Annotated in this window: 16 protein-coding genes and 3 tRNA genes; 10 read left to right on the forward strand and 9 right to left on the reverse strand. The window is 58.4% G+C overall.

Going from position 1 to position 15,664, the window contains the following annotated elements; genetic code table 11:
* The first annotated feature begins 23 nt into the window (after positions 1-23).
* Positions 24-96, forward strand: a tRNA-Gln gene (locus tag PHF39_RS10295).
* A 41-nt stretch (positions 97-137) separates the two neighbouring features.
* On the opposite strand, the gene PHF39_RS10300 is transcribed toward PHF39_RS10295, so the two are convergent.
* The 5 genes from PHF39_RS10300 to PHF39_RS10320 form a co-directional block, all read right to left on the reverse strand.
* Entirely contained in the window at positions 138-851 is a 714-nt protein-coding gene (locus tag PHF39_RS10300; RefSeq protein ID WP_300223653.1) for a DUF1614 domain-containing protein, read from the reverse strand.
* Positions 848-1,471 carry a fibrillarin-like rRNA/tRNA 2'-O-methyltransferase gene (locus PHF39_RS10305; protein WP_300223655.1) on the reverse strand — a complete coding sequence of 208 codons (624 nt, stop codon included), beginning with the start codon at positions 1,469-1,471 and terminating at the stop codon, positions 848-850. The genes PHF39_RS10300 and PHF39_RS10305 overlap by 4 nt, the downstream gene beginning before the upstream one ends.
* Complete coding sequence (locus PHF39_RS10310; RefSeq protein WP_300223657.1) at positions 1,468-2,328, reverse strand: RNA-processing protein; 861 nt, start codon at positions 2,326-2,328, stop codon at positions 1,468-1,470. Before PHF39_RS10310 ends, PHF39_RS10305 begins: the two co-directional genes overlap by 4 nt.
* Before the next feature lie 65 nt (positions 2,329-2,393).
* A complete protein-coding gene (locus PHF39_RS10315) occupies positions 2,394-4,211 on the reverse strand; it encodes a hypothetical protein (protein ID WP_300223658.1) in 1,818 nt (605 codons plus the stop codon).
* Between the two features lie 61 nt (positions 4,212-4,272).
* Entirely contained in the window at positions 4,273-5,487 is a 1,215-nt protein-coding gene (locus tag PHF39_RS10320; protein ID WP_300223659.1) for a tripartite tricarboxylate transporter permease, read from the reverse strand.
* Positions 5,488-5,575: 88 nt separating this feature from the next.
* Between PHF39_RS10320 and PHF39_RS10325 the strand changes: the two genes are divergently transcribed.
* From PHF39_RS10325 to PHF39_RS10335, 3 genes are all read left to right on the forward strand, one after another.
* Entirely contained in the window at positions 5,576-6,265 is a 690-nt protein-coding gene (locus PHF39_RS10325; RefSeq protein WP_300223660.1) for a uroporphyrinogen-III synthase, read from the forward strand.
* Between the two features lies 1 nt (position 6,266).
* A complete protein-coding gene (locus PHF39_RS10330) occupies positions 6,267-7,349 on the forward strand; it encodes an RNA-guided pseudouridylation complex pseudouridine synthase subunit Cbf5 (protein WP_300223661.1) in 1,083 nt (360 codons plus the stop codon).
* Between the two features lie 35 nt (positions 7,350-7,384).
* Positions 7,385-7,468 (forward strand) — tRNA-Ser (locus tag PHF39_RS10335).
* Positions 7,469-8,306: 838 nt separating this feature from the next.
* Here PHF39_RS10335 and PHF39_RS10340 read toward each other — a convergent pair.
* From PHF39_RS10340 to iorA, 3 genes are read right to left on the reverse strand one after another with little or no spacing between them, the layout of a single operon-like run.
* Positions 8,307-9,020: a site-specific DNA-methyltransferase gene (locus PHF39_RS10340; protein WP_300223662.1), complete on the reverse strand. Its 714-nt coding sequence runs from the start codon at positions 9,018-9,020 to the stop codon at positions 8,307-8,309.
* Positions 9,021-9,605 (reverse strand): indolepyruvate oxidoreductase subunit beta, encoded by a 585-nt coding sequence (locus tag PHF39_RS10345; RefSeq protein WP_300223663.1) that lies wholly within the window; start codon positions 9,603-9,605, stop codon positions 9,021-9,023. It lies immediately after the preceding gene.
* Complete coding sequence (gene iorA, locus PHF39_RS10350; RefSeq protein ID WP_300223664.1) at positions 9,602-11,371, reverse strand: indolepyruvate ferredoxin oxidoreductase subunit alpha; 1,770 nt, start codon at positions 11,369-11,371, stop codon at positions 9,602-9,604. Before iorA ends, PHF39_RS10345 begins: the two co-directional genes overlap by 4 nt.
* Before the next feature lie 148 nt (positions 11,372-11,519).
* Between iorA and PHF39_RS10355 the strand changes: the two genes are divergently transcribed.
* A tRNA-Ile gene (locus tag PHF39_RS10355) sits at positions 11,520-11,593 on the forward strand.
* 96 nt (positions 11,594-11,689) lie between these two features.
* Here PHF39_RS10355 and PHF39_RS10360 read toward each other — a convergent pair.
* The gene (locus PHF39_RS10360) at positions 11,690-12,229 is read right to left on the reverse strand and encodes a hypothetical protein (protein WP_300223665.1); all 540 of its coding nucleotides are present in this window, start codon (positions 12,227-12,229) and stop codon (positions 11,690-11,692) included.
* A gap of 194 nt (positions 12,230-12,423) precedes the next feature.
* Here PHF39_RS10360 and PHF39_RS10365 point away from each other — a divergent pair, with 194 nt between their 5' ends.
* The 5 genes from PHF39_RS10365 (at position 12,424) to PHF39_RS10385 (ending at position 15,659) form a co-directional block, all read left to right on the forward strand.
* Entirely contained in the window at positions 12,424-12,891 is a 468-nt protein-coding gene (locus PHF39_RS10365; protein ID WP_300223666.1) for a metal-dependent transcriptional regulator, read from the forward strand.
* The gene (locus PHF39_RS10370) at positions 12,888-13,709 is read left to right on the forward strand and encodes a CbiQ family ECF transporter T component (RefSeq protein WP_300223667.1); all 822 of its coding nucleotides are present in this window, start codon (positions 12,888-12,890) and stop codon (positions 13,707-13,709) included. The genes PHF39_RS10365 and PHF39_RS10370 overlap by 4 nt, the downstream gene beginning before the upstream one ends.
* A 3-nt stretch (positions 13,710-13,712) precedes the next feature.
* On the forward strand, positions 13,713-14,630 hold the full coding sequence (locus tag PHF39_RS10375) for an ATP-binding cassette domain-containing protein (RefSeq protein WP_300223668.1): 918 nt from the start codon (positions 13,713-13,715) through the stop codon (positions 14,628-14,630).
* Positions 14,631-14,727: 97 nt separating this feature from the next.
* The gene (locus tag PHF39_RS10380; protein WP_300223669.1) at positions 14,728-15,378 is read left to right on the forward strand and encodes an energy-coupling factor ABC transporter permease; all 651 of its coding nucleotides are present in this window, start codon (positions 14,728-14,730) and stop codon (positions 15,376-15,378) included.
* The gene (locus PHF39_RS10385; protein WP_300223670.1) at positions 15,375-15,659 is read left to right on the forward strand and encodes a hypothetical protein; all 285 of its coding nucleotides are present in this window, start codon (positions 15,375-15,377) and stop codon (positions 15,657-15,659) included. The genes PHF39_RS10380 and PHF39_RS10385 overlap by 4 nt, the downstream gene beginning before the upstream one ends.
* Positions 15,660-15,664: the final 5 nt, after the last annotated feature.

Raw genomic sequence — 15,664 nt, forward strand, 5'->3', positions numbered from 1 at the left:
GCGGCAAAAAGTATGGGTCAAGCAGCCCGGTAGTGTAGCGGTCAATCATAGGGGACTCTGGATCCTCTGACAGCAGTTCGAATCTGCTCCGGGCTATTTCTTTTCTTTAGATTTTCACGTTGATGCGGATTGTGCCTTCAGGCGATAACTGCCGACAGGAGACAGGCAAGGAAGATTGCACCAAACATCCCGCTCCCGCCGATGCTGACTTCCGGTATTTCTTGGTCCTGGATACGCGGTAACTGCGCAATTCCCGCACCCAGCAGCGTCCCGGCAGTCCCGGCCACAAAGGCCGTTACCGCGGCAAAAAGTCCTGTTCCCCCCGTGAGCAGAAGCCCGCACAGGATTGCCACAAGGCCGGGCATGAAGAGCGGGGCACGAAGACCGTAGCCCGGGATATACCGCGTAGCAAGCCAGGCAATGATGGCAACGATGATTACACCGGCTAAAACTGGCTGAAGGATCCCGCTTCCTTCAACAACATATGCCTGATACATGAGGTAGGCCGATGCTGCAAGCGGGATCACCGCACCGCCAAGGTTAAGCGAAACCACCGTCTCCCAGACGGGCTGGCGGGCAAAGGAATTTCCTGTCCCGAACAATGGCATTTCGGGGGTATCGACACGGACCATGTCCCGTTTGATCCGGTACAGGGGGATGTTCACGAGACTTCCCATGAGCATGAGGAGAACAACCGCAAGCGCTGCGATCCATGAGAAGCCAAGGCGGGTGAAGGCTGCCCCGACAAGCCCAAGGAACAGGAGCGGAATAATCAGGATAACAAGTGCGATCAGCAGCAGCAGGGCAATGATCGAGAGGGGGCCGACAGAATGCACACGAATACCGTTCATACTTCACGCGTCTCCTTGAGGGGGATTTTACAGACAATGGCTGCATGGTCCTTGTGGTAGGGGGAGAGCCAGGTGCTCTCGATGACCTCAAGTCCGAATGCGGCCAGTCGTTCAATCGTTTCACGGAATACCTCTTCAGGGCTCTTCCGGATATCCACGCTCCGTGTCTTGAGCATCAGGATCACCTTCCCATCAGGCTTGAGGAATACGCAGTTCCTGATGAGAATTTCCGCCTGGTCAGGCTGCGCAACATCCTGGTAGAGCAGGTCGACTGCCTCCATGACGGGTGCATATTGTTCCGGGCGGGATGCATCGGCCATGATCGGGACGATATTCTCCCGCCGCCGTGCCACTTCCAGCAGGTCCTGCATCGGCCGTGGGGCAAACTCAACTGCGTAGACAACCTCAACGTAATCGGCAACATGCGATACGGTTGTCCCGTTCGCGGCGCCGAGATAGAGTACTTTCATCCCCGGTGCCAGTTCAATCCCGGTGCCTGCATAATAAAGCGCTGCAAGCTTGCTCCGGAAGGGATCCCAGACCCGGGCACCAGCAAGCATCCGTTCCCCGTACACCCCGCCCTCGCCACGGGAGACCAGCACCTCACCAATCCGGATCATGATTCTTTTCCTCCCAGCCGGTCGATCCGTTCCTGGGCACGGTCAAGGAATTCAGGGACTGCTACGCCGCGATAATAGTCGAGCCGGGCTGCAATCGCAAGTTTCCCGGCGAGCGCCCGTGCAACCTTCCCCCGGAGTTCGCGGGAGGCATTGTGCACACGGCGGTGCTGGAAGATGATTCCGTGCTTAGGCGGGGGTGACCGTGTCCTCAGGTGGGAAAAGAGTGCCGTCCTTGCCCCGAGCACCTGGATAGCACTGGCCGGCAACCGGCTGAGCGGGAGAAGACCGCCCGCATGTGCCATGAGCCGGGCCGCAACCAGCCCCCCGATGAGAGCGCTGGTATTGGGCATCACGCGGTTGGCTTTTGCCGATACCTCCTTTGCCAGCTCGGTCCTTGCCGCTGACAGCTGGTCAACCTGCTGTGCCACTTTTCCCAGTGCTCCCCTGGTCTTCTCAGCGATACGCCTGACCTGGATATGTGCCGGTGTCCTGCGATACTTCCGGGAGAATGTCGGGTGCCGCACCTGGTTCCATTCTGCCACCCTCTCGGAGAGCAGGTTGATCACCTCGTCCATCTCGTCGAGGGTCCGGACCATCTGGAGGAGTTCGGTGTCCTTTCCCGCATATTCCTCGCGTACCCGCTGCTCTGCCCGCAGAAAACAGACCTCGCGGAGCAGGGAGAGATACCCGGCCCGGTCCGTGCAGGTGCCGCAGGCCACTGCATCTTCCCACCGGAGCGGAATAAAACCGTCCATTGTCGCCTGGAGTGTCTCAAGACGCTTCGCCAGCGCCGCGGGATCGCCGCATGCTGCCTGGCACCTGCCGTCTCCGGCATCCCCAAACCAGTAGGACTGCATACCGGACAGTAAGGACGCGAGGGGCAATAAAGATCGCATATTTCCCCGGGATGGATTCCGGAGGCTTACTCAATCCCCTCCGGGCGGGAGGGAGAGTTCCGGAGATGCCGGAGATCGCGGACAATAGCATACAGCAGGACAAAGAAAATGGCGAATTTCACGGTATAGAAAATAAAGGGGATTGAGGGGAGGGAATTTTCCAGCACCGAATAATCCCAGTAGGGTTTATACACAATCCCCATCAGCGCGGGGGTTTCGAGGAACATGACAACCTGGACCACGTAAAACAGCACAAGATGCCGCAGGGATCGCAGGAGAAATATGGCAAGGAACGGCGTCAGCCACACAAGGTAATACGTGGCCATTACTTTATTGCAGAGGAAAAAGACCAGGACGCTGAGCAACAGGACACAGGTCAGGGTGAGTTCAGAGGTATCCAGGTGCCGGAAATACCAGTAAAGCAGGAGACATTCTGCAAAAACCATGATGATGAGGAACAGGTTGGCAGGGGCCTGGACGTGGAAAAACGAGAAGATCGTATCAAGGTAATACACAAAACTGTGGGCCTCCGGCTGTCGCACGATATGGAAGCGGTATGTCTCGATGAACTTCTCCGTATTGAGCAGGACGAACGGGACCATGCATGCCGCTGCCGCCAGGATGGATACGGCTACTCCCTTCCAATAATTCTTCATGTCCCTTCCGTTTTTCAGGTTGGACAAGAAAAAGACGGGAAAACAGGCAAACGGGAACCATTTCAGCAGGACTCCTGTTGCTGCGGAAAGGTACGATACCATCTCCTTCCCATGGATGAAGCAGCAGAGCGAGAATACCAGGAAAAACGTCGGTATTATGTCAAACAGGATCGGGATGAAAAATGCCGTGGAAAAAGCGGTTGCGTACAGGAGCCCGGCCCGGAATGCATGGGTCTGGCCGAAGAACCGTGCTGCAAGAATATAGACGCAGGCAAGTGTTCCAAGATCGAACAGCAGGTTCATGGTCCCGAATGTGAACAGGAACCCGGTAAAGTCAGGGCTGGAAAGAAGGGGGAGATATGCAATAATCAGCGGGAGAAAGAACAATTGCGGGTATTCTGCATAGAAGCTGATATAGGGTAATCGACCATGGAATATCGATTCGGCATACCAGTAATACAGCGTCATGTCTGCGGTGAGGATGTGCTCAAGTGCCGGAAGGGCAACGGAAATCACCAGCAGCTTGACCACAAGACCGGTAAACGCCAGGATGATGAGGTCGGCTTTCAGTACCTGCCACCCGATCCCTTTGAGAGGGACACCGAAGAACCTGACGGGTGTGACTGGACTGGTCGGGACATCAGTCTCTTGTTCTGGCATGGCCTTTCGAAGATTCCGGTATCCCCACCAGCCAGCAAAAAAGATGAACAATATCCCGACAGGAACAAAGAGTTTTCCGGGCGGGTCTGTTGCAACAGCGTATCTGACAAGGCCCGACATAAGGAAAAGTGCCCCTGAAATCAGGAGGAGCCCCGGCACCCATGCAACAAACTTCCCACCTGTTTTCCAGAAACCATACAGTGTAAGGATAAATGCCCCGACGAGACAGATGGTGGCGACAAGCCATACTACCATACCGGAAATCACTTCGCCCGGCCCATGGCCGGTCAGGATGCTGAGGATTTCCTTTGATAACGGGATGAGCAGGATATCATTTCCCGCCATTACCTGGCACCGGAACATGGCCCACTGGAGAGAAAATGCCTGTTTGGAGCCAGAGGTTTCGATATACAGGGGCAGAAAGAACGCCAGGTAAGGCAGGAGCAGGAGCGGGTTCCGGTCAGTCGCCATGAGAGTATTCTCTCTATTCTTCTCTCTCGGATTGTTCATGATTGTATCTGCTTTCACTCTTGGGAGGAGAGGCGGACTATGGTATGACAAAAACACCGGTTCTTTCAGTTCTCCCTCGTCAGGCCCACGTAATCCCAAACGACCACAATATGACCGGAATCATGATCGATCCCATACAATAAACTGCCGGCAGGTTTATGAAACGCGGCACAAGACCGACTGCCGTTGCGAGGATGAGCACGAGAAAGCCGAATGGGCCGGTGAGGAGAATGCTCAGGCCAACCACGAAGGCGATCACAACACGGTTAAGGAGCAGGTTGTCAAGCCTGCCAATCCTGTGGGCAGAGCGGGAGAGCCATACAGTAATGAGGTACGCAGCGCAGGCTGCCAGAACTCCCGCTACCATCAGATCGCCCATGGAAGGCAGGGGCAGTTCGGCAAGAGCCGCTATCACGCCATTCCTCATCCGCTCAAGCGCAAAAAGGGCGGCAAGACCGATGAAGGCGTTTGCGGTGTTCGCTGCATTGGTGGCAAGGAGGTATGCCCTCCGGTCCCTGTCATACCCGATGATGGACGCAAGCACGCCGTTTGCAGAAGCCGTGGAAAGCCCCGGGAGCCATCCAACGGCAATCCCTGCTGCTGTCCCGAGGATGGATGACCGTGCCACCATCCGGTCAGGTATCCGGATACCCCGGAACTGTTGCTCCGGCACCGTCCCCTGCGATGCTGTCAGGAGCACGGAGATGCCAAACAGGCCGCAGAGGAGCGGCATCAGGATCGCACTGCTCCCGGCAAGGGTATGCCAGCCAAGGAAGGCATACCGGAGGGCAAACACGCCAAGGATTCCCGAAACAAGGAAGATCGCAAGCCCCCACAGGGGGGCATCGCTTGTCACCAGCATCCACCCAACCGCGGCTATCAGTAAGATCCCGATCCACCAGTCGAACCAGGGCTGGAGTGACGGAAGGAGAAGAAAACAGACAATAGACAGGGGCACTGCGATGACCATCGCACAGGCACTCCCGAGTGCCGCGATCCGCACCGCTTCCTCGCCATTGCCCTCGAGACAAAGCGCGTGCGCCGGGAGCACGGCAAGCGCTGTATCAGCATCCGGTATGCCAAGGAATGTTGAGGGTATTGCGTCGACAAAGGTATGGGTGATAAGGGCGGAAAAGAGGGCACATGCAAGGGCAACAGGCCCGAGCAGGGAGAGGAAAATGACCTGGAGACCGACGAGGACGCCTGCAAGGGTATTTGCATGGACACCGGGAATGATCCCGCTTATCGTCCCCAGTATCACCCCGGCGAGGACACCCAGCAGGATCTCAATCATCAATGATATATATATGGTATTGTGAATAAAAATTAACCGAAATGCATACCATCATCTCCCCGCGAATACTACACCAAGGCAATCCGCCATGAAGATCGCAGTCACACGCCTGAAAGGAAAAGAGAAGAGCGACGCTTCCCGCTGCCGTGCCTGCGGCCACGAATGCTATAGCGTCCACCCGCTCAGGTCAGAGCTGCGTGAGAAGGAGATCGCCGCCTTCATTGATGCAGCCTCCGCAGGAGAGTTCGACTGCATCTTCTTTACGAGCGCCCTGCCGGCGAAGATCATCGCCCCCCGCCTCTCAACGTCTGCACGGGTGATAGCAATCGGCCCCCAGACTGCAAACGAGCTCAGGGAATACAATGTTGAGTGCGAAACGCTCACCAGTTTCTATTCCCGGGACTTCGTGCCGTACCTGGGCGACTGGATCAAGGGGAAGCGGATCGGTATCCCCCGGGCAGATGTCCCGAACCAGAAACTCCTTGACGCGATAACAAACGCAGGGGGGACCGTCAGCGAGTTCCGGTGCTACGGGCTTGAGCCGACCGGTGAGGACCTCCCCCTTGACGATGCAGACGCAATCCTCTTCACCAGTGCCATGTCCTATACCAGGGCCCGCTGGACTCCCCGGGACGGCCTGCTTGTGATGGCAATCGGCGATATCACTGCCGCTGCCATGCGTGCCGGGGGGACGACTCCCGTCGTGGTCGGCGATGGTTCACTCGAAGGCTCCCTGGCTGCTTTGAACGCATCCCTAGGAAAGACCGGGAGTATCTGATATGGAAGTCCCCCACCTGCCTGAGGGTCCGGAGACGATCCATCTCTGGAGCAAGGCCGGGATCATCGTTGTCGACAAGCCTCGCGGACCCTCTAGCCACGAGGTAGCCGCGTGGGTGGGAAAGATGCTGGGGTGCCAGGTGGGCCACTCGGGCACGCTCGACCCACAGGTATCCGGCGTGCTGCTGGTCATGCTCGGCAACGCCGTCCGCCTTGCCCCGCTCCTGCTCCAGCACGACAAGGAATATGTCTGCCTGATGCGGCTGCACGGGGATGTGGACCGGGAGCGAATCGATAAACTCGCAGAGGAGTTCACCGGCCGGCTCTACCAGCGACCGCCCCGGAAAAGCGCGGTGAAGCGGAACCTCCGTATCCGCGAGGTCCACAAACTGGAGATTCTCGACGTGGAAGGCCGCCTCGTCCTCTTCCGGGTGCACTGCGATGCCGGTACTTATATCCGCTCGATCTGCCACCACATGGGGTTTGCTTTGGGCGTCAGCGCCCACATGGTGGAATTGCGCCGGACCCGCTCGGGCACGTTCCCGGAATCGTCGATGTATACCCTGCACGATGTGCAGGACGCAGCTGTTGCGGCACGGGAGGGAGACCGGTCCGCGTTGGAGAAGATGATTGTATCTGTCGATGCAGCCGTCCCCGAGCTGCCAATCGTGCTTGTCCGCGATGGGGCAATAGATGCGCTCTGCCACGGCGCCTCGCTTGCCGGCGTGGGCGTGGTCAATACGATGGAGTTTGCAAAAGACCAGACCGTTGCCGTGCTCTCGGAGAAGAAGGAGTTCATCTGCCTCGGAAAGGCGCTCGTGCCGTCGGGTTCTTTCAGCCCCGGCGACACCGGGCTTGTCATCGCGCCAACCACGGTCTTCATGCAGCCCGGCACCTATCCCCGTGCCTGGACAAAGTCCGACAAGGTCTACCCGTCAAAAGCGGAGAAGAAGGCAAAACAAAAAGCGGCAAAGCCGAAGTCCCCGCGTCCCGCGGGAAGATCGGGGAAGCCTGCCGGCAAGAAGTCCTTCGGAAGACCTGCCCGGAGACCGGACAACCGGGGCCAGAAGAAGAGATACCATTAAAAAAAGCCCCGGCTAACAAATAGGATACACTTTTTGCTGAGGTAGTCTAGCGGTAGGGCGCAGGCCTGGAAAGCCTGTGGTGCGAAAGTGCCTCGGGGGTTCAATTCCCCCCCTCAGCGTTTTATTATTTTTCTGGTTCGCGTGAGGGGGGTATCAGGGACACCCCCCTGGCGTTCCGGAAAAAATTCGTGCAGACCCCCCCTGCATGCGGGTGGGGGGGTATCCGAAAGACCCCCTCCCCCCTTTGGCCGGAACAGACCCCCCGTTACCAGATTTGAGTGGGCCCGGACTGGCAGTCCTCTCCCGGTACCCTCTCTGAAAAGACCCGTGCAGTATTGCGTACATCCCAGTTTTGAGTTGGGGGGTATCCGGGACACCTCCCCTCCCCTTCCGTTTTCAAAACGATCAGACCCCCACCCTGCCTGACAGGGGGTATCCCGGATCCCCCCCTTCATGTGGCTGAAAAACCGGAAAAAGGGACAACCGGACCGGATAGCGTGATACTCTTTACGTCGAGGAATACAGGTGTACAGGAAATTGGACCGGGCCGTGGGAGGTAGGGGGGTATGCGGGAGACCCCCCCCACCATGAAAATTTTAGTGGGGGGTAGCTACCCCTCCTCCAGCAGGACCCACCCCCCTCCATGCCATTTTCAAACCTGCAGGACAAGACCCCTACCCACCCCTGCCACTGAGGGAGGGGTGGGCTGGGGTCCTTTATTGCACTGGCAGCGAAACCTGTTCACCTGAACATACCGACAGAGCCCTGTTTTTCAGCCAGACCGGAAAACAAAAACGTGGAGGGGTAGCTAGCCCTCCCTTGGCGGGGGGGTGGGTAGGGGTCCCTCATGTGGTGGGGGGGTCCCTGCTGCCGGATCCGGCCCGGGACAATGAGAAGGGTGGGTACCCCTCCTGCATTTTTCCCGCACCGGGGCCCGTCAATAAACCTGCCGAAAGTTTATTGCTCTTCCAGGCAGTTTCTGGCAAAAGCAAGATACTCCGGAACGACCTCGAACCCGAGGAAATGCCTGCCTTCCTGTTTCGCCACCAGCGCGACTGTGCCGGAGCCGAGGAACGGGTCGAGAACGAGGTCGCCCGGATTGCTTGAGTACAACAGGATCTTCCGGACCAGTTCACGGGGGAGCTTCGTGGGCGTCTTCTTCTTCCCCTTCCAGTACTCGCGGTTGATCACCCAGACATCCTCGGGATAATGGTCGATCTTGTTGAACGTGTACTGTTCTGGGTCCTTTGCCACGAAGAGGATGTGATAGTGGCTGGTCACGTATTTCTTCTTCGTGAAAACACCGAACTGGTACTTCCAGATAAGGTGGTTGATGGTGGTGAGCCCCGCATCATCGATCCCTTCGAGAATGTCCCGGAGCCGGTTCCACCCGGAAAAGATGTACATGCTGCCGGCCGGAGAGAGAACACGGGCCGCTTCAGCGATCCACTGGCGCGTGAACTCACCGTACTCTTCTTCCGGCACCTCGCGATAGCCTTCGAGGACATTGGCCCCCTTCCGGTTGTAGTTCAGACGCTGGGCCTTAAAATCGATGGCAAACGGCGGGTCGGTGACGATGAGGTCGACCGTGCCATCCGGGATGCGGGGGAGAAGTTCGAGCGCGTCGCCCTGGTACAGGGTATCCGGCCGGAACGCGCCGGGCTTCTTCATTCAGCTCTTCCCGCCGGCGTCCCGCCCCATCTGGAAGGCCTTTGCATTGATCTCGACCATCTTTTTCGGGACCAGCCGCTTCACTGCTTCGAGCAGGCTCTCCGGTTTTAACGGTATCCAGCGGGAGGCCGCCCCGAGCATCACGACGTTCTGGGAGAGCGGGCTCCCCGCCTCGGTTGCGATGCGATCTGCCTCGACAAGACAGAGGCCGTGTTTTTTGAGTGCGGCGATAATCTCATCCTCGGTCGGGGGAGTGAGTTTCTGGGTATAGACTGAGGTCGGTATGACAAGGTTCCTGCTCACAACCGCAGTTCCCTCCTTTTTCAGGTAATGGGAATACCGCAGCGCCTCCAGGAAGTCAAACGAGATCAGGAGGTCTGCCTGCCCGGGGGCGATGAGGGGGCCGTAGAGGCCGTCGATCCGTATGTGGCTCTCCACGGACCCGCCGCGCTGGGCCATGCCGTGGGTCTCCGCACCCTTGATCTGCCTTCCCTCGATGAGGCTGGCCTCGCCGAGGATATTAGATGCAAGGATCGTGCCCTGCCCGCCTATCCCGACAATCAGGATGTCGTAACTGCCGGTCATTTCTTCCCCTCCTTTGAGATAGCCCCCACAGGACAGAGCTGGGCGCAGACCGCACATCCCATGCAGAGATCATTGATCCGCGCTTTCTCATCGGCGAATTCGATCGCGGGGCAGCCGAACCGGACGCAGGTCCCGCACCCAGTGCAGGCCTCGGCATCGACCTCGTAGCGCCCGCGTTTTATTCCCATACGGCGGGCAGTGATGACGCACATCTGCTTGGCGATGATGACCTTGACGCCCTTCCTCTTCTTTGCCTCGGAGAGGACATTCACCATCCCGGTGACATCGTAGGGATCAACGGTCTCGACAAAGGTCGCACCGCAGGCCCGGCAGATGGCATCGAGCGAGATGGCCGGGGTTTCCACGCCACACGCCGTCAGGCCGGTGTTCGGGTTCGGCTGGTGACCGGTCATGGCCGTAATCCGGTTGTCGAGGATGACAACAGTCATGTTCGCTCCATTGTAGACCGCGTTCATCAGGCCCTGGATGCCGGTGTGCAGGAACGTGGAGTCCCCGATGGTGCAGACCACGTCGCGGGTCTCGCCCGAGTGCGCAATCCCGCTCGCGTTCGTGATCGACGCGCCCATGCAGATGGTCGTGTCCACGGCCCCCAGCTGGAGGCCAAGGGTATAGCACCCGATGTCGCTTGGGTAGATCGCATCGCGGAAGACTTTCTTGATCGCGTAAAACGCCCCGCGGTGAAGGCAGCCCGCGCAGAGGATCGGGGGACGGACCGGCAGGTCCGTGACGGGCGCGGGCGCGGCAAACGGGCTCTTTTTGAGGAAGCCGGCCTTCTCCATGATGCCCGCAACTGCCTGCGGCGATAACTCTCCTTCGTAGGGCGCATACCCGTTCTTCTTGCCAAAGACCGGGACCATGCCTGCCACCTGGCGGACGGCCTCCTCTACTTCCGGCGCCAGCTCTTCAATAACCAGGACCTTTTCGTGCTTTTGGACAAACACCCCGAGCCATTCCTCGTCAATCGGGTATGCCCCAATCTTCATGAAAGAGACCGCATCCGACAGGAGTTCCTGCACGAACGTAGCCCCGATACCGCTCGCGATGATCGCGGTCTTCCCGCGGACCTCGTACCGGTTCAGGCCGAGTTCGACGAGCCGTTTCCTTATAGCGGGTTGTTTCTCGTTGAGTTTCTTGTGGAGGACACGGGTATGGGCCGGAATGACAACGTACTGGCGGGGGTCCTTTTTGAACTCACCCTTCCGCGTGCTCTTTATTGCGTCGCCCAGTTCAACATCCCCCTTCGAGTGGCAGATACGCGTCGTGGGGCGGAAGATCACAGGGATGCCGAACTCCTCGGAGAGGGCAAACGCACGGGGGATCATGTCGTGCGCTTCCTGAACTCCCGCTGGGTCGAGGCAGGGCACCCGCGCAAAGTGCGCATAGCACCGCGTATCCTGCTCGTTCTGGGAACTGTGGGCGAACGGATCGTCCGCGCTCAGGATAACAAGCCCCCCGGTCACACCGGTATAGGCGCTCGTCATCAGCGGATCGGCAGCAACGTTCAGGCCCACGTGCTTCATGGTGCAGATGGCGCGGACGCCGCACCATGCCGCAGCAAGCGCGTTCTCCAGCGCCACTTTCTCGTTCACCGACCATTCAAGGTAATACGGCCGTTCCGGCTGTGCCCGCAGCGTATCGATCACTTCGGACGACGGCGTGCCGGGATAGCCGCAGACAAAGTCCACGCCCGCTTCGAGGCATGCATGCGCTATCGCTTCATTCCCGAGGAGATACTTCCGTTCCATGATCCCAGTTCCGTATAATTACCGTGGTCTTTTTACACATATCCCTATCTAAAGATCCCTTACAGAGATCCGCTATGTCCGCTTGTGGATTCACAACCTATAAAAACTCCGGTGGAGTAGTAATTAGGGTAAAATCCAGCCAACTATCGGGCCCGTAGCATAGCCAGGTGGTGCGCCCGGCTGATAACCGGGAGGTCATGAGTTCGAATCTCATCGGGCCCATCGCATTTTCATTGTTTTTGCTGTTTTTACCATACCTTTACAGCAACGAGACCTGTCGGTCTTTTTCATAAGAATGAAAAAAGGGGGGGCGCAGGATCATTCCTGCTGTTTCTTCCCGAACACGTACCCGATGACAACCTCCAGCGAGGCAAGAAGGGCCTCCTCGTTCTTGAGATAGTCGTGCATTGCGCGGTAGAGCATGAACATGACATCATACCCGTAAAGCTCCAGCGCCTTCTGCGGAGTAACGGGATTGAGACAGGAGTCTGTTAAAAATCCGTCAAAACTGTACATCAGTTCAAAGAAATCCCCGTCCTCCGAGAGGACACAGAACTGGTCGACAACGGGCATCGAGGGATTGTCGGGGCGGAACGCGGAGGGCTGTTCCGACTTCCCGAGGACAATCATCTTCTGGGGATAGTACTGCGGGTCGTAGATCTCTCCCTTGGTGTCCTGCTTGCCCCTCCTGAGCATATTGAGGCCGACCTGTTTCACGACCGGCACCGCCGACGCTGCCATCTTTTTTAAGAGCCGCGCCTCGTTCTCCTTCACCTTCCCCGCGAGCGCCTTCTCGTTCTCCTGCAGTGCGTCAATCTTCTGCATGAGGGCTTCAAATCCCTTCTCGATATCGTCCATTCTCAAAAACTCCCCGGGTAACTGTCTGTATCGAAGATAAGAAATGTTCATGCCCGGGCTATAAAACGACTCCTTTCCGGTTCCTGATCATATCCATGACACCAGAAGTGCCGCAGGAACCGGCGACAGGGCGCTCGCAGGAAATTTTGGTATTCCCCCAAACTTTATCCGCGATCACCGATAACCAACAATAGATGACACCGGTCGACGGGCTCGAACTGGCGCCACGGAAGGTCGCGTTTCTCCGCTTTCTTTCGGAACGGGGCGGCAGTGTGCGGACAACGGAGATCGCCGCCCACTTCGGCGTTGATCCCTCGACAATAACCAAGATTATCGGGGAACTGGCGGAGACGGGATACCTGCACCATACGCCTTACTATGGCGTCAGCCTCACCGATGAGGGAAAGAAGTACGCGGGATTTTTAGTGAAGCGTCACCGTATCCTGAGCCTTCTCCTTGTCAGGAACGGGCTCTCCTGCGAGGATGCCTGCCGGGAAGTCTCCCGGTTCGAGAGTTTCATCTCCCGTAATGCCATCGACACCATGTGCCGGGCCATGGGCCACCCGCAGCAGGGCGCCTGCGGGGAGATCACCCATGACGACGGGTGCATGGCTGACAATGCAGGGCATGAACACGGGAAGAAAGGGAGCGTGCGCTCATGAGCCCGTCCATGATATCGGAGCATATCCCGGACCTCGACCTCATCACCAGCTGCGCCGAGCGGCAGGATTCGGTCTTCTCACGGGCAAGTCCCTGGACCAAGCTCATCCTGCTCATCCTGGTCGTCCTTGTAATCACCCTCACGGCGAACCTCCTCGTCCTTTCTGCCATATATATCGGCATTCTCGTATCCTGCTTTGCTGCCGGACTCCCCATGAGAAAGATTATTGCCTGGTATGCCATGCCCGTGATCTTCGTTCTCTCGCTTGTGGGGATCCTGGCATGGACAGAGCCTGGCATCGCGCTCATCTCCATCCCCCTCGGCGGATTTGTTCTCACGCTTACCGACCAGGGCGTTCTCCTCGTCGTCACCCTGCTATTGAAGGCGCTCATCTCGGTCACGTTTTCGCTCTTCTTCCTCATGACAACGAAGTATGCCCACTTCTCGGCCATGGTCTCCCGCATCTTCCCGTCACCGCTCGACCAGGTCTTCCTCCTTGCCTACAGGTTCCTCTTCCTGACCCTTGCCATGGCCGCATCCCTCTTAAAGGCAGTCCGCTCGCGGGGCGGGGGGCTCATCCGGTCCATCCGGGTCCAGGGGCGCCTCTTTGCCGGTATCTTCGGCCTTGTCTTCATCCGTTCCTTCGAGCGTGCGGAACGCGTTGAGAAAGCGATGGCGGCACGGGGGTATAACGGGTCATTATCCGCCCACACGAAGATACCGGCGCCGGGGATTGCCGGATATTTCCTGATCTGCGCAGGGTGTTCTGCAGTACTTCTGCTGCTCTGGATCTCCCCGCACGCGGCGGGAGGGTGGTGAACCATGACGATCATGCGCCACGATCCCGACCACCTGCACTGCGAGCATGGCGATCCCTCGCGCGAACTGATCCACGTTGACTGCGCCAGCCACACGTATCCTGACGGGAGCGTCGGGATCCACGAGATGTGTTTCCATGTCTTACAAGACGAGATCGTTGCCCTGTGCGGCCCCAACGGCTCGGGCAAATCCACGCTCATCGAGCACCTGAACGGCCTGCTCCTTCCCACGCAGGGGGATATCGTAATCAACGGCAGGTCGGTCACCCGCGGGGAACGCGAGGGTCTCTGGAAAGAAGTCGGGGTGATCTTCCAGCGTTCCGAGGAGCAGTTGTTTGCGCCCACCGTGCTTGACGATGTGATGTTCGGCCCGCTGAACCTCGGCATGGCACCGGATGATGCGAGGGCGGCAGCGCTCGAAGCGCTTGAGGCTGTCGGTGCCGCAGGGCTTGCGGGAAAACTGCCCAATTACCTGAGCGGCGGGCAGAAGAGGCTTGTCTCGATTGCCGGGATCCTCGCCATGAAGCCGCGGATTATTGCCATGGACGAGCCGACCTCCGACCTTGATCCCGTCCACAGTGCCCGGATCGAAAGCCTCATCGCGGACCTGAAAACACGGTATGGCATCAGCGTGGTGATCGCAACCCACGACCTCGAACTCGCGGCCCGGATCGCGGACCGGATCTGCCTTGTGAAAGACGGGGCGGTCTTTGCCGAGGGGAGCCCGCGGGAGGTCTTCTATGACTCCGCACTTATCGGTGAGGCGGGGCTGAAACAGCCGGATACGGTCATGACATGGCTTGAGTACTGCAGATCACACGGCGGGCCGCGGGAAGAGCGGCCCGTGACAAGGGCCGAGCTGGTGCAGTTGCTCGGGGCACATCCCGGCAGGGAACCGGAACAAAAGGACAGGGAACCGTAAAGTTTGGTGTTATACCAAACTTTTGCCCGGGTTTTTAAGCTCCCCGGGATAATGGTTGATCAAGGAAGGAAACCTTCACCCGGGAGAAAAGAGAGCCATGGCACACATCCATCTCGAAGACGGGGCATTTTCGCTCACCTGGGTCCTTGTCTGGTGGCTCCTTGCCCTCGTATGTATCGGGATCGCGCTCTGGATCTTACGGTCTAAGGGGCGAAAGGATACCGGCAGGATCACCCTTGCCGCGTTTGTGACCGCAGCAGCGTTTGCGCTCTTCCAGGTCAATATCCCGCTCTTCGGCGGAGTCCACCTGAACCTCACCCCCCTTGTCGGCATCCTTGCCGGGCCGGTGCTCGGCTCGCTCGTGGTGCTGGTCATCAATATCCTCTCGGCAGCCATCGGCCACGGGGGATGGGGGCTTGTCGGGGCAAATGTGCTCGTGAACCTTGCCGAAGTCCTCGTTGCCTTTGCTGTTTTCCGGGGATCACGTACGTTCCTTCCCGATCTCTTCTCCCGGGCAGGGATTGCTACATTTGCCGGACTCTTCACGGGCAATCTCATCATGATCGGGATCATCCTGGTCTCCGGAGTCCAGGGAGTCACCCAGTCACCAGAACAGGTCCTTGCCGGCCTTTCTCTCATTGTCGCGGTGAACATGGGAGTTGCCGTGATCGAGGCGCTCCTCTCGGGACTTATCGTGCGGTATATCGGGAATGTCCGGCCGGACCTCCTGGGGGAGCAGAAAGGATGAGCGGGCCAATAGAAAAGCGGGGACCAATTCTCTTCTTCCTGATCGCAGCCATCCTCATCGCCGCCGCGATCCTGGCATTCCAGGCAACCGGGCCGCAGGGCATTGAGGAGCGGTTCCATGCGGCCACCGGCCTTTCCCATGGGGGGCATGAGGAAGAGGACGGGCACGGAGGCGATGGGGGAACGGGGATAGCCGTTGAAGGAGACCTGGTGCTGTACGCGATCGTCCTCTGTGGCCTTGCACTCGCCTGCATGGCGCTGTATTATCATTATCGGATATAAGCAGG

The organism is Methanoregula sp., assembly GCF_028712425.1.
Classification (GTDB): Archaea; Halobacteriota; Methanomicrobia; order Methanomicrobiales; family Methanospirillaceae; genus Methanoregula.